The following is a 21,908-nucleotide window of genomic DNA, read 5'->3' as shown; positions in this document are numbered from 1 at the left end:
CCCTGCCGCCCCTGTGCGTCGTCCTGCTTCCGCGGTGCGCCTGATTCGTCCGGATGTCCGGCGTGTCGGGCCCCATCGCATTTGTTTTGACCAGACTCGATGAGGTAGGTACGCTCAGACCTTGTGCCTGGGGTGTGCCTGGGCTCGTGCGCGTGTCTTCAACCGCATCGCGAGTCCGTCAACGGCCACCGTAATCTGCGCCCCTTTCCGCCTTGCGGCGGGAGTCTGCAGCATTCGACACACCCGACCGCGTGGGTCGGCGACGTTCCGGGTTAGCTTTACTATTCGGCACACAGAAACCGGAGAAGTAGTGCCTACGATCCAGCAGCTGGTCCGTAAGGGCCGGCAGGACAAGGTCGAGAAGAACAAGACGCCCGCACTCGAGGGTTCGCCCCAGCGCCGTGGCGTCTGCACGCGTGTGTTCACGACCACCCCGAAGAAGCCGAACTCGGCCCTCCGTAAGGTCGCGCGTGTGCGTCTGACCTCCGGGATCGAGGTTACGGCCTACATTCCGGGTGAGGGACACAACCTGCAGGAGCACTCCATCGTGCTCGTGCGTGGTGGCCGTGTGAAGGACCTGCCTGGTGTTCGCTACAAGATCATCCGCGGTTCCCTCGACACCCAGGGTGTCAAGAACCGCAAGCAGGCCCGCAGCCGCTACGGCGCCAAGAAGGAGAAGTAAGAATGCCTCGTAAGGGCCCCGCCCCGAAGCGCCCGGTCATCATCGACCCGGTCTACGGTTCTCCTCTGGTGACCTCCCTCATCAACAAGGTGCTGCTGAACGGCAAGCGCTCCACCGCCGAGCGCATCGTGTACGGCGCCATGGAGGGCCTGCGCGAGAAGACCGGTAACGACCCGGTCATCACGCTGAAGCGCGCGCTCGAGAACATCAAGCCGACCCTCGAGGTCAAGTCCCGCCGTGTCGGTGGCGCGACCTACCAGGTCCCGATCGAGGTCAAGCCGGGCCGTGCGAACACGCTCGCCCTGCGCTGGCTCGTCGGTTACTCCCGCGCCCGTCGCGAGAAGACCATGACCGAGCGTCTGCTCAACGAGCTCCTCGACGCCTCCAACGGCCTCGGTGCCGCTGTGAAGAAGCGCGAGGACACCCACAAGATGGCCGAGTCCAACAAGGCCTTCGCGCACTACCGCTGGTAGTCGCTACCCACATCGAGACCGAGAGAAGACTGAGCCGACATGGCTACCACTTCACTTGACCTGGCCAAGGTGCGCAACATCGGCATCATGGCTCACATCGACGCGGGCAAGACGACGACCACCGAGCGGATCCTGTTCTACACCGGTGTCTCGTACAAGATCGGTGAGGTCCACGACGGCGCCGCCACGATGGACTGGATGGAGCAGGAGCAGGAGCGTGGCATCACGATCACCTCTGCTGCCACCACCTGTCACTGGCCGCTGAACGACGTCGACCACACCATCAACATCATCGACACCCCGGGCCACGTCGACTTCACCGTCGAGGTGGAGCGTTCGCTCCGCGTGCTCGACGGTGCCGTGACGGTGTTCGACGGCGTCGCCGGCGTTGAGCCCCAGTCCGAGACCGTGTGGCGTCAGGCGGACCGCTACGGCGTCCCGCGTATCTGCTTCGTCAACAAGCTCGACCGCACCGGTGCCGAGTTCCACCGCTGCGTCGACATGATCGTCGACCGCCTCGGTGCGACCCCGCTCGTCATGCAGCTGCCCATCGGCGCAGAGGCTGACTTCAAGGGCGTCGTCGACCTCGTCACCATGAAGGCCTTCGTCTGGTCCGCAGAGACCAAGATGGGCGAGGCCTACGACATCGTCGACATCCCCGACACGCACACCGAGGCTGCCGAGGAGTACCGCGGCAAGCTGCTCGAGGCCGTCGCGGAGAACGACGAAGAGATGATGGAGCTGTACCTCGAGGGCCAGGAGCCCTCGGTGGACCAGCTGTACGCGGCGATCCGTCGCATCACCATCGCCTCCGGCAAGGGCGGCGACACCACCGTCACCCCCGTCTTCTGCGGTACCGCGTTCAAGAACAAGGGCGTCCAGCCCCTGCTCGACGCGGTCGTGCGCTACCTGCCGTCCCCCCTGGACGTCGAGGCCATCGAGGGCCACGACGTCAAGGACCCGGAGAAGGTCATCAAGCGCAAGCCGTCCGACGACGAGCCGCTGTCGGCCCTCGCGTTCAAGATCGCGAGCGACCCGCACCTCGGCAAGCTCACCTTCGTCCGGATCTACTCCGGTCGCCTGGACTCCGGCACCGCGGTGCTGAACTCCGTCAAGGGCAAGAAGGAGCGCATCGGCAAGATCTACCGCATGCACGCGAACAAGCGTGAGGAGATCGAGTCGGTGGGCGCCGGTGACATCGTCGCCGTCATGGGCCTGAAGCAGACCACCACCGGTGAGACGCTGAGCGACGACAAGAACCCGGTCATCCTGGAGTCCATGGACTTCCCGGCGCCGGTCATCGAGGTCGCCATCGAGCCCAAGTCCAAGGGTGACCAGGAGAAGCTGGGTGTCGCCATCCAGCGTCTCTCGGAGGAGGACCCCTCCTTCCGCGTTCACTCGGACGAGGAGACCGGCCAGACCATCATCGGTGGTATGGGCGAGCTTCACCTCGAGGTGCTCGTCGACCGCATGAAGCGCGAATTCCGCGTCGAGGCGAACGTCGGCAAGCCGCAGGTGGCGTACCGCGAGACGATCCGCAAGGCCGTCGAGCGCGTCGACTTCACCCACAAGAAGCAGACCGGTGGTACCGGTCAGTTCGCGAAGGTGCAGATCGCGATCGAGCCCATCGAGGGCGGCGACGCGTCGTACGAGTTCGTGAACAAGGTCACGGGTGGCCGCATCCCCAAGGAGTACATCCCCTCGGTGGACGCGGGTGCTCAGGAGGCCATGCAGTTCGGCATCCTGGCGGGCTACGAGATGACGGGCGTCCGCGTCACGCTCATCGACGGCGCCTACCACGAGGTCGACTCCTCCGAGCTCGCCTTCAAGATCGCCGGTTCGCAGGCCTTCAAGGAGGCCGCGCGCAAGGCCAGCCCCGTGCTGCTCGAGCCGATGATGGCCGTCGAGGTCACCACGCCCGAGGACTACATGGGCGATGTCATCGGTGACATCAACTCCCGCCGTGGCCAGATCCAGGCCATGGAGGAGCGCAGCGGCGCTCGCGTCGTGAAGGGCCTCGTGCCCCTCTCGGAGATGTTCGGCTACGTCGGAGACCTCCGCAGCAAGACGTCGGGTCGCGCAAGCTACTCAATGCAGTTCGACTCCTACGCCGAGGTTCCGCGGAACGTCGCCGAGGAGATCATCGCGAAGGCCAAGGGCGAGTAACTCACCCGAGTTCACGCTTTAGGCTTGACACCATCCGCCGGGGTTCGACCCCAAAGGCAAGAACCCCGGCGGCTGGCTTCCCAGCAAAGATCACCTGGCGCCGATGAAGCAAGGCGTACAGAACCACTCCCAGGAGGACCCAGTGGCGAAGGCGAAGTTCGAGCGGACTAAGCCGCACGTCAACATCGGCACCATCGGTCACATTGACCACGGTAAGACGACCCTCACGGCCGCCATTACCAAGGTGCTGCACGACGCGTACCCCGACCTGAACGAGGCCTCGGCCTTCGACCAGATCGACAAGGCTCCCGAGGAGCGCCAGCGCGGTATCACGATCTCGATCGCGCACGTCGAGTACCAGACCGAGGCGCGTCACTACGCCCACGTCGACTGCCCCGGTCACGCGGACTACATCAAGAACATGATCACGGGTGCCGCGCAGATGGACGGCGCCATCCTCGTGGTCGCCGCCACCGACGGCCCGATGCCGCAGACCAAGGAGCACGTGCTCCTGGCCCGCCAGGTCGGCGTTCCGTACATCGTCGTCGCCCTGAACAAGGCCGACATGGTGGACGACGAGGAGATCCTGGAGCTCGTCGAGCTCGAGGTCCGTGAGCTCCTCTCCGAGTACGAGTTCCCGGGCGACGACCTGCCGGTCGTCAAGGTCTCCGCTCTGAAGGCCCTCGAGGGCGACAAGGAGTGGGGCCAGACCGTCCTCGACCTGATGAAGGCCGTCGACGAGTCGATCCCGGAGCCCGAGCGCGACGTCGACAAGCCGTTCCTGATGCCGATCGAGGACGTCTTCACGATCACCGGTCGTGGCACCGTCGTCACCGGTCGTATCGAGCGTGGTGTCCTCAAGGTCAACGAGACCGTCGACATCATCGGCATCAAGACCGAGAAGACCACCACCACGGTCACCGGCATCGAGATGTTCCGCAAGCTGCTCGACGAGGGCCAGGCCGGTGAGAACGTCGGTCTGCTCCTCCGTGGCATCAAGCGCGAGGACGTCGAGCGCGGCCAGGTCATCATCAAGCCCGGTTCGGTCACGCCGCACACCGAGTTCGAGGCCCAGGCCTACATCCTGTCGAAGGACGAGGGTGGCCGTCACACCCCGTTCTTCAACAACTACCGCCCGCAGTTCTACTTCCGCACGACGGACGTGACCGGCGTTGTGACCCTCCCCGAGGGCACCGAGATGGTCATGCCGGGTGACAACACCGAGATGTCGGTGGAGCTCATCCAGCCCGTCGCCATGGAAGAGGGCCTGAAGTTCGCCATCCGTGAGGGTGGCCGGACCGTCGGCGCCGGCCAGGTCACCAAGATCAACAAGTAAGCGTTTCGCTTGCGCGTTGATCGGGGAGACCCGGTTGCTCTGAACTGAGCGCATCGCAGTAGCGGAAGGGCCCGTACGACTTCGGTCGTACGGGCCCTTTTGCGTGGGGGAGGCGAAAGGAACCGGTGCGTACCAAGCGTGGCGCGGGCGCCGTCGCGGCCCTGTCCGTCGGGCTCCTGCTCGCCGGGTGTGCCGTCCCGGACGCGGGCGACAGGCAAGTGACCGAGGGGCGGGACCGGTACTGGGACGCGAAGGCGGGGGCGGCGGACACGGCCGCCTTCATGAAGGTCACCGTCCCGGAGGGAGCGACCGGGGTGGTGGGTGCCGTGCAGGTCAATCCGCGGGAGGACGTCTACGTCCTGTCCTTCGTCACCGGCGAGCGGGACGCCGAGGGCATCGCGGAGTCCCTGCGCTCCGAGGGGCCTCTTGAGGCGCGGAAGAACGATGCCGCGCCGGAGGCCGAGCTCTTCGGGTACTTGGGGCTGGCGGAGCCGCAGACCCTGTCGGGGACGCGGTGGGCAGGCGTATGTCCGCCGTGCGTGGGCGACGATCGCCGGGGGCGGGTGCAGTGGATCGAGGTGTACGTCCAGTCGCTCGGGGGCGGCCGGGCGAGGGTCTATCTGGAGGCGTTCTGAGGCCGGGCCGCTGGTTCCGGTGGCGTTGAGGGTTACTTCAGGTCCCACGCCTTGCTGAGGGCGTCCAGTCGGGTTCCGTACTCCACCGCTTCCAGCCACTCCGGTGGCCACCTCGACGGGCCGTGGTGGGCTCCGGCGAAGGCGCCGGTCAAGGCTGCCGTCGCCGACGGGGCGCCCGAGGTGTGTGCGGCCCGGCGGAGGGCGTAGCGGGGGTGGGCATCGGTGATGAGGAAGGCGTACAGGGCGGCGGCCAGGACCTCGTCGGCCGTCCAGGACGTGCCGGTCGCGTGGCCCGGCTCCCGGTTCGGGTCGGGCTCTCGCAGGGCGGCCTGGACGTTGTTCAGGGCGTGCAGGCAGTCGTCCCAGCCGGCCGCGATGTACGTCGCGGGGTTTCCGGCCCCGGCCCGGGGCGCCAGGTCGCCGAGCCAGTCGGCCCGGTAGGTGTGCCGGGACGTCTCCGCGTGGGTGCGGAGGAGGGGGAGCAGGTCGGCCGGGGCGCAGCCGCGGTGTCTGAGGAGGTCGACCGCGTGGGCCGCCAGGTCGCTCGCCGCCAAGGCCGTGGGGTGGCCGTGGGTGAGGGCCGCCTGGAGCTGGGCGATGGCCGAGCGCTGGTCGGGGGACAGGTGCGGGGTCAGGCCGACGGCGGCCGCGCGGACCACCGTGGCGCAGCCCTTTGATCCGGTGGCGGTCGCCTCTTGCCAGGGAGCGGGCGCCGCCAGCGCCGTGCAGGCGTCGAGGGTCGTACGGCCGGGGGAGCGGTCGTTGTCGGGGGAGTGCCGCCAGCGGACCAGGTGGGTGCGCAGGGCCGTCGTGACGGCCGCGGGCGTGAGCCAGGGCGGGGCCGGCAGGGCGCCCCGCGTCGTGAGGGCATGGCGTGCCTCCGCCTCCGGGAGGGGCGCCTTCACCGCGACCTCAGCCAGCGCCTCGCCGACCGCGAGCGTCAGCTGTGTCTGGTCGGAGACGCGGACCGTGCCGTCGTCCGACAGGGGGAGCTCCATGGAGTCCCAGGTGCCGTACGTCGCCGTGATGCGGTCCATGGAGAGAGTCGAGAGGGGGCGGCCCATCGCGTCGCCGATCGCCAGGCCGAAGAGGGCTCCGCGGGCCGACCGCCACCTGGGAGCTCGTGGGGGCAGGTCCGCCAGGTCGTACAGCGATGCGAGGCTCGGGGCGGTGGTGAGGGAGCCGGGGACCACGGAGGGCGACTCCAGGAGCTCGTCCAGAACCGCCGTGGGGGGTACGCCCCGGGCCTTGCCCTCGCGCAGCCGACGCATCCAGCGGCTGTCGTTGACCGCTCGGAGGTCCGCGTCCCCGCGTACGATCCATCCCGCCGCGTCGTCCTCGTCGCACGCCCACACGTACGTGGTGACGGTGCCGCGGTCGTCGGACACGGCGACGTACCGGACGGGCCGGGCGGTCTCCCGCGCATACTCCGCGGGGCCGCTCACCTGCGAGAACGCCACGTCGTCCGCGAAGCGCGGGTTGATGTGCTTCCGCGGGACGAAGCGCGGGACGAAGCCCGGGCCGGGAGAGGTTGCGGCACTCATCCCGCCCAGCCTGCCCGAACCCCGCTCCGGCGCGCCGACCGCACCCCGGGTTTGACCTCCGTCACTCACCGGGTACGCTCTTCGGCTCGATTGGCACCGGGCGTGCCCCGTATGGCAGACTGTCCTGGTTGCTCGGTTGAGTGCCGATGCTGCGCGCCTCCCGCCGGGAGGACCGGAAGCGAGTCCCACAGTACTCGTCGCCCTCATCTGTCGAGGGGCCCGAAAGGGCCTGTAGGCAGCGCTGGGGCGGACGTACGGGAATCTTTCGGGAAGTGCAGCGCGGTGGTTCGGCCAGGCGCCCGGTGGGTTTCTTCCCCCGGACCCGCGGTCATCAGGGCCGCAGCCCCTAGCAGGGATTCTCCTTCGGGAGAACTGTGTGAGCGGGACTGCGACACGCCCGACCGCGTGGGTCGGAGGAAGTAGAAAAAAGGGCCTAGCGGGAGCCAGAGCGTTCGAGACAAAGGACTACTAAGTAGCCATGGCGGGACAGAAGATCCGCATCCGGCTCAAGGCCTACGACCACGAGGTCATCGACTCTTCGGCGAAGAAGATCGTCGAGACGGTGACTCGCACTGGTGCGTCGGTCGCGGGCCCGGTGCCGCTGCCCACTGAGAAGAACGTGTACTGCGTCATCAAGTCGCCGCACAAGTACAAGGACTCGCGCGAGCACTTCGAGATGCGCACGCACAAGCGCCTGATCGACATCCTCGACCCGACCCCCAAGACCGTTGACTCGCTGATGCGCCTGGACCTTCCGGCCGGCGTTGACATCGAGATCAAGCTCTGAAGGGCGCGAAGAAGATGACCAAGCAGATCAAGGGCATCCTGGGCGAGAAGCTCGGCATGACCCAGGTCTGGGACGAGAACAACCGTGTCGTCCCGGTGACCGTGGTCAAGGCCGGGCCCTGCGTCGTTACCCAGGTCCGTACGAATGACAGCGACGGCTACGAGTCGGTCCAGATCGCCTTCGGCGAGATCGACCCGCGCAAGGTGAACAAGCCCCTCAAGGGCCACTTCGCCAAGGCCGACGTGACCCCCCGTCGCCACCTCGTCGAGATCCGTACCGCTGGTGCCAGCGAGTACACCCTCGGCCAGGAGCTGACTGCCGAGACGTTCGAGGCCGGTATCAAGGTCGACGTCACCGGCAAGAGCAAGGGCAAGGGCTTCGCCGGTGTGATGAAGCGTCACAACTTCCACGGCGGCAAGGCCTCCCACGGTGCCCACCGCGTGCACCGCAAGCCCGGTTCCATCGGTGGCTGTGCCACCCCCGGCCGTGTCTTCAAGGGCATGCGCATGGCGGGTCGCATGGGCAACGAGCGGGTCACCACCCAGAACCTGACCGTCCACGCCGTTGACGCGGAGAAGGGTCTGCTGCTCATCAAGGGCGCGGTCCCCGGTCCGAACGGCGGCCTCGTCCTGGTCCGTACCGCGGCCAAGGGGGCCTGAGGTAACCCATGAGCACCATTGACATCCTTTCGCCGGCAGGCGACAAGACCGGGACGGTCGAGCTCCCCGCGGAGATCTTCGACGTCGAGAAGATCAGCATCCCGCTGATCCACCAGGTCGTCGTCGCGCAGCTGGCCGCGGCCCGTCAGGGCACGCACAAGACCAAGACCCGCGGCGAAGTCCGTGGTGGTGGCAAGAAGCCTTACCGCCAGAAGGGCACCGGCCGCGCGCGCCAGGGTTCGACCCGTGCGCCGCAGTTCGCCGGCGGTGGCGTCGTCCACGGCCCCGTGCCGCGTGACTACTCGCAGCGCACCCCCAAGAAGATGAAGGCTGCCGCCCTGCGTCACGCCCTCACCGACCGGGCGCGCAACTCCCGCATCCACGTCGTCTCCGGCGTGGTCGAGGGCGAGATCTCGACGAAGGCCGCGAAGAGCCTGCTCGGCAAGGTCAGCGAGCGCAAGAACGTGCTCCTGGTCATCGAGCGCTCGGACGAGCTGTCGCTGCTCTCCGCCCGCAACCTGCCCCAGGTCCACATCCTGGAGCCGGGCCAGCTGAACACGTACGACGTGCTCGTCTCGGACGACGTGGTCTTCACCAAGGCCGCGTTCGAGTCCTTCGTGTCCGGCCCGAAGGCCACTGACACCGAAGGGAGCGAAGCCTGATGGCCATCCGTCACCAGAGCATCGCGTCCAAGGCCGCGAAGGCCGCCAAGGCCGCGCGCGTCGCCAAGGCGAAGCGCATCGCGACCGAGGGCAAGATCGCCGTTGAGCCCACCCCGCTGAGCAAGTCCTTCTCGGACCCGCGCGACGTCCTCGTCAAGCCGGTCGTCTCCGAGAAGTCGTACGCGCTGCTCGACGAGGGCAAGTACACGTTCATCGTGGCCCCGGGCGCCAACAAGACCCAGATCAAGCAGGCCGTCGAGGCGGTCTTCTCGGTCAAGGTCACCGGCGTCAACACGATCAACCGTCAGGGCAAGCGGAAGCGTACGCGCACCGGTTTCGGCAAGCGTGCCGACACCAAGCGCGCCATCGTGACCCTTGCTGAGGGCGACCGTATCGACATCTTCGGCCAGGCCTCCTAACGGAGCGCCCTGGTCCGAATATCGGACGAGGACTGAGAAATGGGAATCCGCAAGTACAAGCCGACTACGCCGGGCCGCCGTGGCTCCTCCGTAGCCGACTTCGTCGAGGTAACGCGGTCCACGCCGGAGAAGTCGCTGGTTCGCCCGCTGCACAGCAAGGGCGGCCGTAACAATTCCGGTCGTGTGACCGTTCGCCACCAGGGTGGTGGCCACAAGCGCGCCTACCGCGTGATCGACTTCCGTCGCCACGACAAGGACGGCGTGCCGGCCAAGGTCGCGCACATCGAGTACGACCCCAACCGCACCGCGCGCATCGCGCTGCTGCACTACGCGGACGGCGAGAAGCGCTACATCCTCGCCCCGCGCGGCACGCAGCAGGGTGACCGGATCGAGAGTGGCGCCGGCGCCGACATCAAGCCCGGCAACAACATGGCGCTGCGCAACATCCCGGTCGGTACGACCATCCACGCCATCGAGCTGCGGCCCGGCGGCGGCGCGAAGTTCGCCCGCTCCGCGGGTGCCTCCGTGCAGCTGCTCGCGAAGGAAGGCGCCATGGCGCACCTTCGCATGCCGTCCGGTGAGATCCGTCTGGTCGACGTCCGCTGCCGCGCCACCATCGGCGAGGTCGGCAACGCCGAGCAGTCGAACATCAACTGGGGCAAGGCCGGCCGCATGCGCTGGAAGGGCGTCCGCCCGACCGTGCGTGGTGTCGTGATGAACCCGGTCGACCACCCGCACGGTGGTGGTGAAGGCAAGACCTCCGGTGGTCGTCACCCGGTCTCGCCGTGGGGCAAGAAGGAGGGTCGTACTCGTGATCGCAACAAGGCGAGCAACAAGTACATCGTCCGCCGCCGCAAGTCGAACAAGAAGCGCTAGGAGCGGGTTTAGATGCCGCGCAGTCTCAAGAAGGGGCCCTTCGTCGACGACCACCTCGTAAAGAAGGTGGACGCCCAGAACGAAGCCGGCACCAAGAACGTCATCAAGACCTGGTCCCGTCGCTCGATGATCATTCCCAGCATGCTGGGTCACACGATCGCGGTGCACAACGGCAAGACCCACATCCCGGTGTTCGTCACCGAGTCGATGGTCGGCCACAAGCTCGGCGAGTTCTCGCCGACTCGCACCTTCCGCGGCCACGTCAAGGACGACCGGAAGTCGAAGCGCCGCTAACGCGGGGTGGAACGACTATGACTAACACCGAAGGGACAACCATGGAAGCCAGGGCCCAGGCGCGGTACATCCGCGTCACGCCCATGAAGGCCCGCCGCGTGGTGGACCTCATCCGTGGCATGGATGCCACGGAGGCTCAGGCGGTCCTGCGTTTCGCCCCGCAGGCCGCGAGCGTGCCGGTCGGCAAGGTGCTGGACAGCGCCATTGCCAACGCCGCGCACAACTACGACCACACCGACGCCTCTTCGCTGGTCATCAGCGAGGCGTACGTGGATGAGGGCCCGACCCTGAAGCGGTTCCGTCCGCGTGCTCAGGGCCGTGCCTACCGGATCCGTAAGCGGACCAGCCACATCACCGTGGTCGTCAGCAGCAAGGAAGGAACCCGGTAATGGGCCAGAAGGTAAACCCGCACGGGTTCCGGCTCGGTGTCACCACCGACTTCAAGTCGCGTTGGTACGCCGACAAGCTGTACAAGGACTACGTCAAGGAAGACGTCGCCATCCGTCGGATGATGACGTCCGGCATGGAGCGCGCCGGCATCTCGAAGGTTGAGATCGAGCGCACCCGTGACCGCGTGCGTGTGGACATCCACACCGCCCGTCCCGGCATCGTCATCGGCCGCCGTGGCGCCGAGGCCGACCGCATCCGCGGTGACCTCGAGAAGCTCACGGGCAAGCAGGTCCAGCTGAACATCCTCGAGGTCAAGAACCCCGAGGTCGACGCTCAGCTCGTGGCCCAGGCCGTGGCGGAGCAGCTGTCCTCCCGCGTCTCCTTCCGTCGTGCCATGCGCAAGAGCATGCAGTCGGCGATGAAGGCGGGCGCCAAGGGCATCAAGATCCAGTGTGGTGGCCGTCTCGGCGGCGCCGAGATGTCCCGCTCGGAGTTCTACCGCGAGGGCCGCGTGCCCCTGCACACGCTCCGTGCGAACGTCGACTACGGCTTCTTCGAGGCCAAGACGACCTTCGGCCGTATCGGCGTGAAGGTCTGGATCTACAAGGGCGACGTCAAGAACATCGCCGAGGTCCGCGCCGAGAACGCCGCTGCCCGCGCCGGCAACCGCCCGGCCCGTGGTGGCAACGACCGCCCGGCCCGTGGTGGCCGTGGTGGCGAGCGTGGCGGCCGCGGTCGCAAGCCGCAGCAGTCGGCTCCGGCCGCCGAGGCCCCCAAGGCCGAGGCGCCCGCCGCTGCTCCGGCTGCTGAGAGCACCGGAACGGAGGCCTGACCGAAATGCTGATCCCCCGTAGGGTCAAGCACCGCAAGCAGCACCACCCGAAGCGCAGCGGTATGTCCAAGGGTGGCACGCAGGTTGCGTTCGGCGAGTACGGCATCCAGGCGCTGACCCCGGCGTACGTGACGAACCGTCAGATCGAGGCAGCTCGTATCGCGATGACGCGTCACATCAAGCGTGGCGGCAAGGTCTGGATCAACATCTACCCGGACCGCCCCCTCACCAAGAAGCCTGCCGAGACCCGCATGGGTTCCGGTAAGGGTTCGCCGGAGTGGTGGGTCGCCAACGTCAAGCCCGGACGCGTCATGTTCGAGCTGTCGTACCCCAACGAGAAGATTGCTCGTGAGGCGCTTACCCGCGCTGCTCACAAGCTTCCGATGAAGTGCCGCATCGTCCGGCGCGAGGCAGGTGAGTCGTGATGTCGGCCGGTACCAAGGCGTCCGAGCTGCGCGAGCTGGGCGACGAGGAGCTTGTCAACAAGCTTCGCGAAGCCAAGGAAGAGCTGTTCAACCTCCGCTTCCAGGCGGCGACGGGCCAGCTCGAGAACCACGGTCGGCTCAAGGCCGTCCGTAAGGACATCGCGCGGATCTACACCCTGATGCGTGAGCGCGAGCTGGGCATCGAGACGGTGGAGAGCGCCTGATGAGCGAGAGCAACGTGACTGAAGAGACGAAGGCCGCGCGCGGCTTCCGCAAGACCCGTGAGGGCCTTGTCGTCAGCGACAAGATGGACAAGACCGTCGTCGTCGCCGTCGAGGACCGCGTCAAGCACGCGCTGTACGGCAAGGTCATCCGCCGTACCAACAAGCTCAAGGCGCACGACGAGCAGAACGCTGCCGGCGTCGGCGACCGCGTCCTCCTGATGGAGACGCGTCCGCTGTCGGCGACCAAGCGCTGGCGCATCGTCGAGATCCTCGAGAAGGCCAAGTAATTCTCCGAGGGGCACCCCCCTCGGAGTTCGTTCCGCCAGGCTCCCGGGGCAGTTCGCTGAACTGCCCCGGGGGAACCGGCAGACAAACAGGAGATAGACGTGATCCAGCAGGAGTCGCGACTGCGCGTCGCCGACAACACGGGTGCGAAGGAAATTCTCACCATCCGTGTTCTCGGTGGCTCGGGTCGCCGCTACGCGGGCATCGGTGACGTCATCGTCGCCACCGTCAAGGACGCGATCCCCGGTGGCAACGTGAAGAAGGGTGACGTCGTCAAGGCGGTCATCGTTCGCACCGTCAAGGAGCGCCGCCGTCCGGACGGCTCGTACATCCGCTTCGACGAGAACGCCGCCGTCATTCTGAAGAACGACGGCGACCCTCGCGGCACCCGTATCTTCGGCCCTGTCGGCCGTGAGCTGCGCGAGAAGAAGTTCATGAAGATCATCTCGCTCGCGCCGGAGGTGCTGTAAGCATGAAGATCAAGAAGGGCGACCTGGTCCAGGTCATCACCGGTAAGGACAAGGGCAAGCAGGGCAAGGTCATTGCCGCTTACCCGCGCGAGGAGCGCGTCCTGGTCGAGGGTGTCAACCGGGTCAAGAAGCACACGAAGGCCGGCCCGACCGCCAGCGGCTCGCAGGCCGGTGGCATCGTGACGACCGAGGCCCCCGTCCACGTCTCCAACGTCCAGCTGGTCGTGGAGAAGGACGGCAACAAGGTTGTCACGCGCGTCGGTTACCGCTTCGACGACGAGGGCAACAAGATCCGCGTTGCCAAGCGGACGGGTGAGGACATCTGATGACGACCACCACCACTCCGCGTCTCAAGACGAAGTACCGCGACGAGATCAAGGACAAGCTGCGTGAGGAGTTCTCTTACGAGAACGTCATGCAGATCCCCGGCCTGGTCAAGATCGTGGTCAACATGGGTGTCGGCGACGCCGCCCGTGACTCGAAGCTGATCGACGGCGCCATCCGCGACCTCACCACGATCACCGGCCAGAAGCCGGCCGTGACGAAGGCCCGGAAGTCCATCGCGCAGTTCAAGCTGCGCGAGGGCCAGCCGATCGGCTGCCACGTCACGCTCCGTGGCGACCGCATGTGGGAGTTCCTGGACCGCACCCTGTCGCTCGCGCTGCCGCGCATCCGCGACTTCCGTGGTCTGTCCCCCAAGCAGTTCGACGGCCGTGGCAACTACACCTTCGGTCTCACGGAGCAGGTCATGTTCCACGAGATCGACCAGGACAAGATCGACCGCGTCCGGGGTATGGACATCACCGTGGTGACCACGGCGACCAACGACGCTGAGGGCCGTGCGCTCCTTCGTCACCTCGGCTTCCCGTTCAAGGAGGCGTAAGCGAGATGGCGAAGAAGGCTCTGATTGCCAAGGCTGCTCGTAAGCCCAAGTTCGGTGTGCGTGCGTACACCCGCTGCCAGCGCTGCGGCCGTCCGCACTCCGTCTACCGCAAGTTCGGCCTCTGCCGCGTGTGCCTTCGTGAGATGGCTCACCGTGGCGAGCTCCCGGGCGTGACCAAGAGCTCCTGGTAGTCCCCCCTTTTTCAAGGGTTAAAGGACTCCTGGATCTCTCGGTAAGTAAAGGGCTGGCAGCCGCCCTCCTCCAGATGGCTTAGGCTAGGAGGGTTGGGCGTCTGCCGCCCTGACCGACTTACTACGCCGTAGGTCCCCGCGCCGCACCCGTCCTGCCTCTGAGTGGGGAGAGGGATGGCGCAGATAGGAAACCCCGGCGAGAGAGGCCGAAGGCCAATTCATGACCATGACTGATCCGATCGCGGACATGCTGACTCGTCTGCGTAACGCGAACTCGGCGTACCACGACACCGTGGCGATGCCGCACAGCAAGATCAAGTCTCACATCGCGGAGATCCTCCAGCAGGAGGGCTTCATCACGGGCTGGAAGGTCGAGGACGCCGAGGTTGGCAAGAACCTCGTTCTCGAGCTGAAGTTCGGCCCGAACCGTGAGCGCTCCATCGCGGGCATCAAGCGGATCTCCAAGCCCGGTCTCCGGGTTTACGCGAAGTCCACCAACCTGCCGAAGGTCCTCGGCGGCCTCGGCGTGGCGATCATCTCCACGTCGCACGGTCTCCTGACCGGCCAGCAGGCAGGCAAGAAGGGCGTAGGTGGGGAAGTCCTCGCCTACGTCTGGTAGTCGGGAACGGAGGAATAGCTAATGTCGCGTATTGGCAAGCTCCCCATCACGGTTCCCGCCGGCGTGGACGTCACCATCGACGGCCAGACGGTCGCGGTCAAGGGTCCCAAGGGCACCCTGAGCCACACCATCGTCGCGCCGATCGAGATCGCTAAGGGTGAGGACGGCGTCCTGAACGTCACCCGCCCGAACGACGAGCGTCAGAACAAGGCCCTCCACGGCCTGTCCCGCACGCTGGTGGCGAACATGATCACCGGCGTGACCCAGGGTTACGTGAAGAAGCTCGAAATCAGCGGTGTCGGTTACCGCGTCCTGGCGAAGGGCTCCAACCTGGAGTTCTCGCTCGGCTACAGCCACCCGATCCTGATCGAGGCGCCCGAGGGCATCTCCTTCAAGGTCGAATCGGCGACCAAGTTCTCGGTCGAGGGCATCGACAAGCAGAAGGTCGGCGAGGTTGCGGCCAACATCCGCAAGCTGCGCAAGCCCGACCCGTACAAGGCCAAGGGCGTCAAGTACGAAGGCGAAGTCATCCGCCGCAAGGTCGGAAAGGCGGGTAAGTAAGCCATGGCATACGGTGTCAAGATTGCTAAGGGCGACGCTTACAAGCGTGCTGCCATCAAGCGTCGTCACATCCGCATCCGTAAGCACATCTCGGGTACGGCTGAGCGTCCGCGCCTGGTCGTGACGCGCTCCAACCGCCACATCGTGGCCCAGGTCATCGACGACATCAAGGGTCACACCCTGGCGTCGGCCTCGACCCTGGACACCACGATCCGCGGCGCCGAGGGCGACAAGTCCGCGCAGGCCAAGTCGGTCGGCGCCCTGGTCGCCGAGCGCGCCAAGGCCGCCGGTGTCGAGACTGTCGTGTTCGACCGTGGTGGTAACCAGTACGCCGGGCGCATTGCTGCCCTGGCGGACGCCGCCCGCGAAGCCGGACTCAAGTTCTGAGTCGGTTCCGTAGCTAGCGGAAACAGAGAGAGGTAATTCCAATGGCTGGACCCCAGCGCCGCGGTGGCGGTGCCGGTGGCGGCGAGCGGCGGGACCGGAAGGGTCGCGACGGTGGCAACGCCGCCGCCGAGAAGACCGCGTACGTTGAGCGCGTTGTCGCGATCAACCGCGTCGCCAAGGTTGTGAAGGGTGGTCGTCGCTTCAGCTTCACTGCGCTCGTCGTAGTGGGCGACGGTGACGGCACCGTGGGTGTCGGTTACGGCAAGGCCAAGGAGGTGCCGGCCGCCATCGCCAAGGGTGTTGAGGAGGCCAAGAAGCACTTCTTCAAGGTCCCCCGTATCCAGGGCACCATCCCGCACCCCATCCAGGGTGAGAAGGCCGCAGGCGTCGTCCTGCTCAAGCCTGCTTCCCCCGGTACCGGTGTTATCGCCGGTGGCCCGGTGCGTGCCGTGCTCGAGTGCGCGGGCGTTCACGACATCCTGTCGAAGTCCCTGGGCTCCGACAACGCGATCAACATCGTGCACGCGACCGTGGCGGCCCTCAAGGGCCTGCAGCGTCCCGAGGAGATCGCGGCTCGCCGTGGTCTGCCCCTCGAGGACGTCGCCCCCGCGGCTCTCCTTCGTGCGCGTGCGGGAGCGGGTGCGTAATGGCACAGCTCAAGATCACGCAGACGAAGTCGTACATCGGCAGCAAGCAGAACCACCGCGACACCCTGCGCTCCCTTGGTCTCAAGGGCATCAACACGCAGGTCGTCAAGGAGGACCGTCCCGAGTTCCGCGGCATGGTGCACACCGTCCGCCACCTCGTGACGGTTGAGGAGGTCGACTGACATGGCGGAGCAGAACCCGCTGAAGGTCCACAACCTCCGGCCCGCCCCGGGCGCCAAGACTGCCAAGACCCGTGTGGGTCGTGGTGAGGCGTCCAAGGGTAAGACCGCTGGTCGTGGTACCAAGGGCACCAAGGCCCGTTACCAGGTTCCGGAGCGCTTCGAGGGTGGCCAGATGCCCCTCCACATGCGTCTCCCGAAGCTCAAGGGCTTCAAGAACCCGTTCAAGACCGAGTTCCAGGTCGTGAACCTCGACAAGCTGAGCGCGCTGTACCCGGAGGGTGGCGAGGTCACCGTCGAGGGTCTCGTCGCCAAGGGTGCCGTTCGCAAGAACAGCCTCGTCAAGGTGCTCGGCCAGGGTGAGCTCACCGTGGCGCTGCAGGTGACGGTCGACGCCGTCTCCGGCTCCGCCAAGGAGAAGATCACCGCCGCGGGCGGTACCGTCACCGAGCTCGTCTGATTTTCCCTCAGACGTGTCGATGACATGAGCGATTCCCAGCCGGGGATGCCCCACAAAAGGGGCATCCCCGGTTGGTCGTTCCAAGGGGGGCACGGTCGCCGGTAAGGTGGCGTGCACTGTCTAAGCTCCGTGCGGTCTGCCCGCACGGTTTTCTTGACTGATATGTATTCGTCGATCCTCAGACCACCACCTCTGGCGCACGCGCGCGGGGGTCGCAGGAGGCACCGTGCTCACCGCGTTCGCCCGGGCGTTCAAGACGCCCGACCTGCGCAAGAAGCTGCTCTTCACGCTCGGCATCATCGTGATCTACCGGGTGGGTACGCATGTGCCGATCCCCGGTGTCAACTACAAGAACGTCCAGGCCTGCATTGACAACGCCAATGCGAACCAGGGCCTGTTCGGTCTCGTCAACATGTTCAGCGGCGGCGCGCTGCTGCAGATCACGATCTTCGCGCTCGGCATCATGCCGTACATCACGGCGAGCATCATTCTGCAGCTGTTGACCGTGGTGATCCCGCGACTCGAGGCCCTCAAGAAGGAGGGCCAGGCCGGCACAGCGAAGATCACGCAGTACACGCGCTATCTGACCATCGCGCTCGCGATCCTCCAGGGCACCGGCCTGGTGGCCACCGCCCGCACCGGCACCCTCTTCCAGGGCTGCCCGGTCGCCAGCGAGATCGTGCCCGACCAGTCGATCTTCGTCACCATGACCATGGTCATCACGATGACCGCGGGTACGGCCTGTGTCATGTGGCTCGGTGAGCTCATCACCGACCGCGGCATCGGCAACGGCATGTCGATCCTGATGTTCATCTCGATCGCCGCCACGTTCCCGAGCGCCCTGTGGGCCATCAAGGAGCAGGGCGACCTGGCCGACGGCTGGATCGAGTTCGGCACCGTCATCGCCGTCGGTCTCTTCATGGTCGGCCTGGTGGTCTTCGTCGAGCAGGCGCAGCGGCGCATTCCGGTCCAGTACGCGAAGCGCATGATCGGCCGCCGGTCCTACGGAGGGACGTCGACGTACATCCCGCTGAAGGTGAACCAGGCGGGCATCATCCCTGTGATCTTCGCCTCCTCGCTGCTGTACATCCCGGCTCTCGTCGCCCAGTTCGCGGGCGGCAATTCCGGATGGAAGCAGTGGATCGAGGCAAACCTGACCACGGGTGACCATCCGATTTACATCGCCACGTACTTCATCCTGATCGTCTTCTTCGCCTTCTTCTACGTCGCGATCTCCTTCAACCCCGAGGAAGTCGCCGACAACATGAAGAAGTATGGTGGCTTCATCCCGGGCATCCGGGCTGGCCGTCCGACCGCTGAGTATCTGAGCTACGTACTCAACCGGATCACCTGGCCGGGTTCGCTGTATCTGGGTCTGATCGCTCTTGTGCCGACGATGGCGTTGGTGGGCTTCGGGGCTAACCAGAACTTCCCGTTCGGCGGGACGAGCATCCTCATCATCGTGGGTGTGGGTCTGGAAACCGTGAAGCAGATCGAGAGCCAGCTCCAGCAGCGCAATTACGAAGGGTTCCTCCGCTGATGCGTATCGTCCTCGTCGGGCCGCCCGGTGCGGGCAAGGGAACGCAGGCCGCGTTCCTCGCCAAGAACCTGTCGATCCCGCACATCTCCACGGGCGACCTCTTCCGTGCCAACATCAGCCAGGGCACGGATCTTGGCAAGCAGGCGAAGGCGTACATGGACGCCGGGAACCTGGTGCCCGACGAGGTGACCATCGGCATGGCGAAGGACCGCATGGCGAAGCCGGACGCCGAGAACGGCTTCCTGCTCGACGGGTTCCCGCGCAACGTGTCGCAGGCGGAGGCGCTGGACGTGGCGCTCAAGGCCGATGACGTGAAGCTCGACGCCGTCCTGGACCTGGAGGTCCCGGAGGACGAGGTCGTCAAGCGGATCGCGGGCCGGCGCATCTGCCGCAAGGACTCCAGCCACGTCTTCCACGTGACGTACAGCAAGCCGAAGCAGGAGGGCGTCTGCGACGTCTGCGGCGGCGAGCTCTACCAGCGTGAGGACGACAGCGAGGACACCGTCCGCAAGCGCCTCGAGGTCTACCACACGCAGACCGAGCCGATCATCGACTACTACCGAAGGCAGGGTCTGGTCGTGACGATCTCGGCGCTGGGCAAGGTGGACGAGGTCACCGAGCGGGCGATGGACGCGCTCAAGGGCGACAAGTAGCCAGTGGACCAGTAGTAACCAGTACGCTGTTTCGGCCGCGGTGCCCCTCGGGGGACCGCGGCCGTACTGTTGTGTACGTAGTCGGTTCGTGTACGTAGCCGGTTGTTGGACGGATGACGGAGAGCGGAAGCCCCATGGTGCAGATCAAGACCCCCGAGCAGATCGCGAAGATGCGTGAGGCGGGCCTTGTCGTCGCCGCGATCCACGCCGCGACCCGTGAGGCCGCGGTGCCCGGCGCCACCACGAAGGATCTCGACGACGTCGCGCGCAAGGTGATCGACGAGCACGGCGCGAAGTCCAACTTCCTGGGGTACGGCGGCTTCCCCGCGACGATCTGCACCTCGGTCAACGAGGTCGTCGTGCACGGCATCCCGGACGACAAGACCGTCCTGAAGGACGGCGACATCATCTCCATCGACGCCGGCGCGATCATCGACGGCTGGCACGGTGACGCGGCGTACACCGCCTTCGTCGGGACCGGTCACGCCCCGGAGCTCGTCGAGCTCTCCCGGGTGACCGAGGAATCGATGTGGGCCGGTATCGCGGCGATGAAGCAGGGCAACCGGCTCGTCGACATCTCGCGCGCCATCGAGACGTACATCCGCCGGCAGCCGAAGCCGGGCGGCGGCAAGTACGGGATCGTCGAGGACTACGGCGGGCACGGCATCGGCACCGAGATGCACATGGACCCCCACCTCCTGAACTACGTCGAGCGCCGCCGCGGCAAGGGTCCCAAGCTGGTCCCCGGCTTCTGTCTCGCCATCGAGCCCATGGTCTCCCTCGGCACCCCCCGCACGGAGGTCCTGGAGGACGACTGGACCGTCATCACGACCGACGGCACCTGGTCGTCCCACTGGGAGCACTCGGTGGCTCTCACGGAGGCGGGTCCTCTGGTCCTGACGGCCCCGGACTGCGGCAAGGCGAAGCTGGCGGAGTACGGGGTCACTGTCGCGCCGGATCCGCTGGGCTGAGGGCTGCACCCTCTTGCTTAAGGATCTACGTCATGGGGCAGACTTTCTCGATTCGTCTTTCCGAGTGCACTGACGTAGACTGACGCGTCGGCTCTCGTGCATCCGTGTGCCTGCATACGGAGCATGAAGTCGATCAAGGTAGTCGATTCGAAGGGCGAAGCGTGGCCAAGAAGCAAGGTGCCATCGAGATCGAAGGCACTGTCGTCGAGTCTCTTCCGAACGCCATGTTCAAGGTGGAGCTCCAGAACGGCCACCAGGTCCTGGCACACATCAGTGGCAAGATGCGCATGCACTACATCCGCATCCTCCCTGACGACCGGGTCGTGGTGGAGCTGTCTCCGTACGACCTGACGCGTGGCCGGATCGTCTACCGGTACAAGTAGATCTTGCCCGCATCCCGCTCACGCGGGGTGGTGGCACTGACCCGGAGAACCTCACCCAATGAAGGTCAAGCCGAGCGTCAAGAAGATCTGCGACAAGTGCAGGGTGATCCGCCGTCACGGCCGGGTCATGATCATCTGCGACAACCCGCGCCACAAGCAGCGCCAGGGCTGACGCACGACTGCAGTTCGCAGATTTTCGCGCGACGCAAGTAAGTAGATACGCAGGACCCGTCCCTCTTCAGTTCCATTCAGGTAATGGAGGGCGACACCCCCGGTCGGAGGCCGGGGACCCAGTAGGTACCTCATACGGCCGCTGGGAGTGGTTCTGCTGAAGACCTCCGAAGAATCAACAGGAGCCATGAATGGCACGCGTTGAAGGCGTTGACCTCCCGCGCGAAAAGCGCATCGAGGTCGCCCTCACCTACGTGTTCGGCATCGGCCGCACGCTGGCCCAGCAGACGCTGGACGCCACCGAGGTGGACCGCAACACCCGCGTTCGCGACCTGACCGAGGAAGACCTCGTCAAGATCCGCGAGTACGTGGACGCCAACATCAAGACCGAGGGTGACCTGCGTCGCGAGATCCAGGCCGACATCCGTCGCAAGGTCGAGATCGGCTGCTACCAGGGTCTGCGCCACCGCCGTGGCCTGCCCGTCCGCGGTCAGCGCACCAGCACGAACGCCCGCACCCGCAAGGGCCCGCGTCGCGCCATCGCCGGTAAGAAGAAGCCGGGCAAGAAGTAGTCCTCGCTCAGCGGTCTATCGACAGCTGACGCTGCAGGACCGACCACCTCCCGTAGGAGTTATAGATGCCCCCCAAGGGTCGTCAGGGCGCTGCCAAGAAGGTGCGCCGCAAGGAAAAGAAGAACGTTGCCCACGGGCACGCTCACATCAAGAGCACGTTCAACAACACGATCGTGTCCATCACGGACCCGACCGGCAACGTGATCTCGTGGGCCTCCGCCGGCCACGTCGGCTTCAAGGGCTCGCGCAAGTCCACGCCGTTCGCCGCGCAGATGGCTGCCGAGTCGGCTGCCCGTCGCGCGCAGGAGCACGGCATGCGCAAGGTCGACGTCTTCGTCAAGGGCCCGGGTTCCGGTCGTGAGACCGCCATCCGTTCGCTCCAGGCGACCGGCCTCGAGGTCGGCTCGATCCAGGACGTGACGCCCACGCCGCACAACGGCTGCCGTCCGCCCAAGCGCCGCCGCGTCTGACGCAGGCTGCTGCTTGATCTGAGGGTTCGGGCGGTACGGCTCTTCGGAGCTGTATCGCCCGT

The 21,908-nt window shown here is 66.2% G+C and carries 34 protein-coding genes; 33 read left to right on the top strand and 1 reads right to left on the bottom strand.

Translation table 11 applies throughout. The annotated features are described in order from the left end of the window. Positions 1-310: 310 nt before the first annotated feature. From rpsL to ACI2L3_RS16920, 5 genes are all read left to right on the top strand, one after another. Positions 311-682 carry a 30S ribosomal protein S12 gene (rpsL, locus tag ACI2L3_RS16940; protein ID WP_003948652.1) on the top strand — a complete coding sequence of 124 codons (372 nt, stop codon included), beginning with the start codon at positions 311-313 and terminating at the stop codon, positions 680-682. A gap of 2 nt (positions 683-684) precedes the next feature. Further along, a complete protein-coding gene (gene rpsG / locus ACI2L3_RS16935) occupies positions 685-1,155 on the top strand; it encodes a 30S ribosomal protein S7 (protein WP_003974303.1) in 471 nt (156 codons plus the stop codon). Between the two features lie 39 nt (positions 1,156-1,194). Next, entirely contained in the window at positions 1,195-3,321 is a 2,127-nt protein-coding gene (fusA, locus tag ACI2L3_RS16930) for an elongation factor G (RefSeq protein WP_404753122.1), read from the top strand. 142 nt (positions 3,322-3,463) lie between these two features. Beyond that, complete coding sequence (gene tuf, locus ACI2L3_RS16925; RefSeq protein ID WP_362994426.1) at positions 3,464-4,657, top strand: elongation factor Tu; 1,194 nt, start codon at positions 3,464-3,466, stop codon at positions 4,655-4,657. A gap of 125 nt (positions 4,658-4,782) precedes the next feature. Beyond that, on the top strand, positions 4,783-5,292 hold the full coding sequence (locus ACI2L3_RS16920) for a hypothetical protein (protein ID WP_404753121.1): 510 nt from the start codon (positions 4,783-4,785) through the stop codon (positions 5,290-5,292). A gap of 32 nt (positions 5,293-5,324) precedes the next feature. On the opposite strand, the gene ACI2L3_RS16915 is transcribed toward ACI2L3_RS16920, so the two are convergent. Then, positions 5,325-6,836, bottom strand: a complete 1,512-nt coding sequence (locus ACI2L3_RS16915) for an ADP-ribosylglycohydrolase family protein (RefSeq protein WP_404753120.1) — start codon at positions 6,834-6,836, stop codon at positions 5,325-5,327. A 478-nt stretch (positions 6,837-7,314) separates the two neighbouring features. On the opposite strand from ACI2L3_RS16915, the gene rpsJ reads away from it, so the two are divergent. The 28 genes from rpsJ to rpsK all read left to right on the top strand — a co-directional run bounded on the left by rpsJ (position 7,315) and on the right by rpsK (position 21,846). Beyond that, on the top strand, positions 7,315-7,623 hold the full coding sequence (gene rpsJ, locus ACI2L3_RS16910) for a 30S ribosomal protein S10 (RefSeq protein WP_003948644.1): 309 nt from the start codon (positions 7,315-7,317) through the stop codon (positions 7,621-7,623). Positions 7,624-7,637: 14 nt separating this feature from the next. Next, a complete protein-coding gene (gene rplC / locus ACI2L3_RS16905) occupies positions 7,638-8,282 on the top strand; it encodes a 50S ribosomal protein L3 (protein WP_030782583.1) in 645 nt (214 codons plus the stop codon). 8 nt (positions 8,283-8,290) lie between these two features. Further along, positions 8,291-8,944: a 50S ribosomal protein L4 gene (gene rplD, locus ACI2L3_RS16900; RefSeq protein ID WP_150171088.1), complete on the top strand. Its 654-nt coding sequence runs from the start codon at positions 8,291-8,293 to the stop codon at positions 8,942-8,944. Beyond that, on the top strand, positions 8,944-9,363 hold the full coding sequence (gene rplW, locus ACI2L3_RS16895; protein ID WP_055564827.1) for a 50S ribosomal protein L23: 420 nt from the start codon (positions 8,944-8,946) through the stop codon (positions 9,361-9,363). The genes rplD and rplW overlap by 1 nt, the downstream gene beginning before the upstream one ends. A 39-nt stretch (positions 9,364-9,402) precedes the next feature. Then, on the top strand, positions 9,403-10,239 hold the full coding sequence (gene rplB / locus ACI2L3_RS16890) for a 50S ribosomal protein L2 (protein WP_268772968.1): 837 nt from the start codon (positions 9,403-9,405) through the stop codon (positions 10,237-10,239). Positions 10,240-10,251: 12 nt separating this feature from the next. Then, complete coding sequence (gene rpsS / locus ACI2L3_RS16885; protein WP_030782571.1) at positions 10,252-10,533, top strand: 30S ribosomal protein S19; 282 nt, start codon at positions 10,252-10,254, stop codon at positions 10,531-10,533. A gap of 41 nt (positions 10,534-10,574) precedes the next feature. Beyond that, a complete protein-coding gene (rplV, locus tag ACI2L3_RS16880; RefSeq protein WP_004571827.1) occupies positions 10,575-10,922 on the top strand; it encodes a 50S ribosomal protein L22 in 348 nt (115 codons plus the stop codon). Further along, entirely contained in the window at positions 10,922-11,755 is an 834-nt protein-coding gene (gene rpsC, locus ACI2L3_RS16875; protein WP_055564829.1) for a 30S ribosomal protein S3, read from the top strand. The genes rplV and rpsC overlap by 1 nt, the downstream gene beginning before the upstream one ends. A 5-nt stretch (positions 11,756-11,760) precedes the next feature. Next, positions 11,761-12,180 (top strand): 50S ribosomal protein L16, encoded by a 420-nt coding sequence (gene rplP, locus ACI2L3_RS16870; protein WP_055698227.1) that lies wholly within the window; start codon positions 11,761-11,763, stop codon positions 12,178-12,180. Then, positions 12,180-12,404 carry a 50S ribosomal protein L29 gene (gene rpmC / locus ACI2L3_RS16865; protein ID WP_127912615.1) on the top strand — a complete coding sequence of 75 codons (225 nt, stop codon included), beginning with the start codon at positions 12,180-12,182 and terminating at the stop codon, positions 12,402-12,404. Before rplP ends, rpmC begins: the two co-directional genes overlap by 1 nt. Beyond that, the gene (gene rpsQ / locus ACI2L3_RS16860) at positions 12,404-12,691 is read left to right on the top strand and encodes a 30S ribosomal protein S17 (protein WP_164321735.1); all 288 of its coding nucleotides are present in this window, start codon (positions 12,404-12,406) and stop codon (positions 12,689-12,691) included. The genes rpmC and rpsQ overlap by 1 nt, the downstream gene beginning before the upstream one ends. Before the next feature lie 99 nt (positions 12,692-12,790). Beyond that, positions 12,791-13,159, top strand: a complete 369-nt coding sequence (rplN, locus tag ACI2L3_RS16855) for a 50S ribosomal protein L14 (protein WP_003974257.1) — start codon at positions 12,791-12,793, stop codon at positions 13,157-13,159. A gap of 2 nt (positions 13,160-13,161) precedes the next feature. After that, complete coding sequence (gene rplX, locus ACI2L3_RS16850; protein ID WP_030685463.1) at positions 13,162-13,485, top strand: 50S ribosomal protein L24; 324 nt, start codon at positions 13,162-13,164, stop codon at positions 13,483-13,485. Further along, positions 13,485-14,042, top strand: a complete 558-nt coding sequence (gene rplE / locus ACI2L3_RS16845; protein WP_362994433.1) for a 50S ribosomal protein L5 — start codon at positions 13,485-13,487, stop codon at positions 14,040-14,042. Before rplX ends, rplE begins: the two co-directional genes overlap by 1 nt. Before the next feature lie 5 nt (positions 14,043-14,047). Then, the gene (locus ACI2L3_RS16840) at positions 14,048-14,233 is read left to right on the top strand and encodes a type Z 30S ribosomal protein S14 (protein ID WP_003956452.1); all 186 of its coding nucleotides are present in this window, start codon (positions 14,048-14,050) and stop codon (positions 14,231-14,233) included. A 220-nt stretch (positions 14,234-14,453) separates the two neighbouring features. Continuing rightward, the gene (gene rpsH, locus ACI2L3_RS16835) at positions 14,454-14,852 is read left to right on the top strand and encodes a 30S ribosomal protein S8 (RefSeq protein ID WP_018528360.1); all 399 of its coding nucleotides are present in this window, start codon (positions 14,454-14,456) and stop codon (positions 14,850-14,852) included. Positions 14,853-14,873: 21 nt separating this feature from the next. Further along, positions 14,874-15,413 (top strand): 50S ribosomal protein L6, encoded by a 540-nt coding sequence (gene rplF / locus ACI2L3_RS16830; RefSeq protein WP_055527119.1) that lies wholly within the window; start codon positions 14,874-14,876, stop codon positions 15,411-15,413. Positions 15,414-15,416: 3 nt separating this feature from the next. Beyond that, the gene (rplR, locus tag ACI2L3_RS16825; protein ID WP_398300201.1) at positions 15,417-15,800 is read left to right on the top strand and encodes a 50S ribosomal protein L18; all 384 of its coding nucleotides are present in this window, start codon (positions 15,417-15,419) and stop codon (positions 15,798-15,800) included. Positions 15,801-15,841: 41 nt separating this feature from the next. Continuing rightward, positions 15,842-16,447 (top strand): 30S ribosomal protein S5, encoded by a 606-nt coding sequence (gene rpsE / locus ACI2L3_RS16820; protein WP_055564834.1) that lies wholly within the window; start codon positions 15,842-15,844, stop codon positions 16,445-16,447. Continuing rightward, entirely contained in the window at positions 16,447-16,629 is a 183-nt protein-coding gene (gene rpmD / locus ACI2L3_RS16815; protein ID WP_005481207.1) for a 50S ribosomal protein L30, read from the top strand. The genes rpsE and rpmD overlap by 1 nt, the downstream gene beginning before the upstream one ends. A 1-nt stretch (position 16,630) precedes the next feature. Further along, positions 16,631-17,086, top strand: coding sequence for a 50S ribosomal protein L15 (gene rplO / locus ACI2L3_RS16810; RefSeq protein ID WP_062775150.1), 456 nt, complete (start codon positions 16,631-16,633; stop codon positions 17,084-17,086). Positions 17,087-17,312: 226 nt separating this feature from the next. Next, positions 17,313-18,626, top strand: coding sequence for a preprotein translocase subunit SecY (secY, locus tag ACI2L3_RS16805; protein WP_404753119.1), 1,314 nt, complete (start codon positions 17,313-17,315; stop codon positions 18,624-18,626). Then, a complete protein-coding gene (locus tag ACI2L3_RS16800; protein ID WP_404753118.1) occupies positions 18,626-19,279 on the top strand; it encodes an adenylate kinase in 654 nt (217 codons plus the stop codon). Before secY ends, ACI2L3_RS16800 begins: the two co-directional genes overlap by 1 nt. 134 nt (positions 19,280-19,413) lie before the next feature. Continuing rightward, positions 19,414-20,250, top strand: coding sequence for a type I methionyl aminopeptidase (gene map / locus ACI2L3_RS16795; RefSeq protein ID WP_404753117.1), 837 nt, complete (start codon positions 19,414-19,416; stop codon positions 20,248-20,250). A 161-nt stretch (positions 20,251-20,411) separates the two neighbouring features. Further along, positions 20,412-20,633, top strand: coding sequence for a translation initiation factor IF-1 (gene infA, locus ACI2L3_RS16790; protein WP_003948620.1), 222 nt, complete (start codon positions 20,412-20,414; stop codon positions 20,631-20,633). 58 nt (positions 20,634-20,691) lie between these two features. After that, positions 20,692-20,805, top strand: coding sequence for a 50S ribosomal protein L36 (gene rpmJ, locus ACI2L3_RS16785; RefSeq protein WP_003948619.1), 114 nt, complete (start codon positions 20,692-20,694; stop codon positions 20,803-20,805). A gap of 190 nt (positions 20,806-20,995) precedes the next feature. Continuing rightward, positions 20,996-21,376 carry a 30S ribosomal protein S13 gene (gene rpsM / locus ACI2L3_RS16780; RefSeq protein WP_030782528.1) on the top strand — a complete coding sequence of 127 codons (381 nt, stop codon included), beginning with the start codon at positions 20,996-20,998 and terminating at the stop codon, positions 21,374-21,376. Positions 21,377-21,441: 65 nt separating this feature from the next. Then, a complete protein-coding gene (gene rpsK, locus ACI2L3_RS16775; RefSeq protein ID WP_003948617.1) occupies positions 21,442-21,846 on the top strand; it encodes a 30S ribosomal protein S11 in 405 nt (134 codons plus the stop codon). Positions 21,847-21,908: the final 62 nt, after the last annotated feature.

It is taken from the genome of Streptomyces sp. NPDC029674 (assembly GCF_044903205.1).
Classification (GTDB): domain Bacteria; phylum Actinomycetota; class Actinomycetes; order Streptomycetales; family Streptomycetaceae; genus Streptomyces.
Note: the sequence above shows the minus strand (reverse complement) of the source record. Positions and strands in the feature narration are given on the sequence as shown.

What these genes read in the sequence shown, in the direction of transcription:
- rpsG (WP_003974303.1), top strand. Translation starts at nt 685, where the DNA reads ATGCCTCGTAAGGGCCCCGCCCCGAAGCGCCCGGTCATCATCGACCCG.
- fusA (WP_404753122.1), top strand. Translation starts at nt 1,195, where the DNA reads ATGGCTACCACTTCACTTGACCTGGCCAAGGTGCGCAACATCGGCATC.
- ACI2L3_RS16915 (WP_404753120.1), bottom strand. Translation starts at nt 6,836, where the DNA reads ATGAGTGCCGCAACCTCTCCCGGCCCGGGCTTCGTCCCGCGCTTCGTC.
- rpsJ (WP_003948644.1), top strand. Translation starts at nt 7,315, where the DNA reads ATGGCGGGACAGAAGATCCGCATCCGGCTCAAGGCCTACGACCACGAG.
- rplC (WP_030782583.1), top strand. Translation starts at nt 7,638, where the DNA reads ATGACCAAGCAGATCAAGGGCATCCTGGGCGAGAAGCTCGGCATGACC.
- rplD (WP_150171088.1), top strand. Translation starts at nt 8,291, where the DNA reads ATGAGCACCATTGACATCCTTTCGCCGGCAGGCGACAAGACCGGGACG.
- rplW (WP_055564827.1), top strand. Translation starts at nt 8,944, where the DNA reads ATGGCCATCCGTCACCAGAGCATCGCGTCCAAGGCCGCGAAGGCCGCC.
- rplB (WP_268772968.1), top strand. Translation starts at nt 9,403, where the DNA reads ATGGGAATCCGCAAGTACAAGCCGACTACGCCGGGCCGCCGTGGCTCC.
- rpsS (WP_030782571.1), top strand. Translation starts at nt 10,252, where the DNA reads ATGCCGCGCAGTCTCAAGAAGGGGCCCTTCGTCGACGACCACCTCGTA.
- rplV (WP_004571827.1), top strand. Translation starts at nt 10,575, where the DNA reads ATGGAAGCCAGGGCCCAGGCGCGGTACATCCGCGTCACGCCCATGAAG.
- rpsC (WP_055564829.1), top strand. Translation starts at nt 10,922, where the DNA reads ATGGGCCAGAAGGTAAACCCGCACGGGTTCCGGCTCGGTGTCACCACC.
- rplP (WP_055698227.1), top strand. Translation starts at nt 11,761, where the DNA reads ATGCTGATCCCCCGTAGGGTCAAGCACCGCAAGCAGCACCACCCGAAG.
- rpmC (WP_127912615.1), top strand. Translation starts at nt 12,180, where the DNA reads ATGTCGGCCGGTACCAAGGCGTCCGAGCTGCGCGAGCTGGGCGACGAG.
- rpsQ (WP_164321735.1), top strand. Translation starts at nt 12,404, where the DNA reads ATGAGCGAGAGCAACGTGACTGAAGAGACGAAGGCCGCGCGCGGCTTC.
- rplX (WP_030685463.1), top strand. Translation starts at nt 13,162, where the DNA reads ATGAAGATCAAGAAGGGCGACCTGGTCCAGGTCATCACCGGTAAGGAC.
- rplE (WP_362994433.1), top strand. Translation starts at nt 13,485, where the DNA reads ATGACGACCACCACCACTCCGCGTCTCAAGACGAAGTACCGCGACGAG.
- ACI2L3_RS16840 (WP_003956452.1), top strand. Translation starts at nt 14,048, where the DNA reads ATGGCGAAGAAGGCTCTGATTGCCAAGGCTGCTCGTAAGCCCAAGTTC.
- rpsH (WP_018528360.1), top strand. Translation starts at nt 14,454, where the DNA reads ATGACCATGACTGATCCGATCGCGGACATGCTGACTCGTCTGCGTAAC.
- rplF (WP_055527119.1), top strand. Translation starts at nt 14,874, where the DNA reads ATGTCGCGTATTGGCAAGCTCCCCATCACGGTTCCCGCCGGCGTGGAC.
- rplR (WP_398300201.1), top strand. Translation starts at nt 15,417, where the DNA reads ATGGCATACGGTGTCAAGATTGCTAAGGGCGACGCTTACAAGCGTGCT.
- rpsE (WP_055564834.1), top strand. Translation starts at nt 15,842, where the DNA reads ATGGCTGGACCCCAGCGCCGCGGTGGCGGTGCCGGTGGCGGCGAGCGG.
- rpmD (WP_005481207.1), top strand. Translation starts at nt 16,447, where the DNA reads ATGGCACAGCTCAAGATCACGCAGACGAAGTCGTACATCGGCAGCAAG.
- rplO (WP_062775150.1), top strand. Translation starts at nt 16,631, where the DNA reads ATGGCGGAGCAGAACCCGCTGAAGGTCCACAACCTCCGGCCCGCCCCG.
- ACI2L3_RS16800 (WP_404753118.1), top strand. Translation starts at nt 18,626, where the DNA reads ATGCGTATCGTCCTCGTCGGGCCGCCCGGTGCGGGCAAGGGAACGCAG.
- map (WP_404753117.1), top strand. Translation starts at nt 19,414, where the DNA reads ATGGTGCAGATCAAGACCCCCGAGCAGATCGCGAAGATGCGTGAGGCG.
- rpmJ (WP_003948619.1), top strand. Translation starts at nt 20,692, where the DNA reads ATGAAGGTCAAGCCGAGCGTCAAGAAGATCTGCGACAAGTGCAGGGTG.
- rpsM (WP_030782528.1), top strand. Translation starts at nt 20,996, where the DNA reads ATGGCACGCGTTGAAGGCGTTGACCTCCCGCGCGAAAAGCGCATCGAG.
- rpsK (WP_003948617.1), top strand. Translation starts at nt 21,442, where the DNA reads ATGCCCCCCAAGGGTCGTCAGGGCGCTGCCAAGAAGGTGCGCCGCAAG.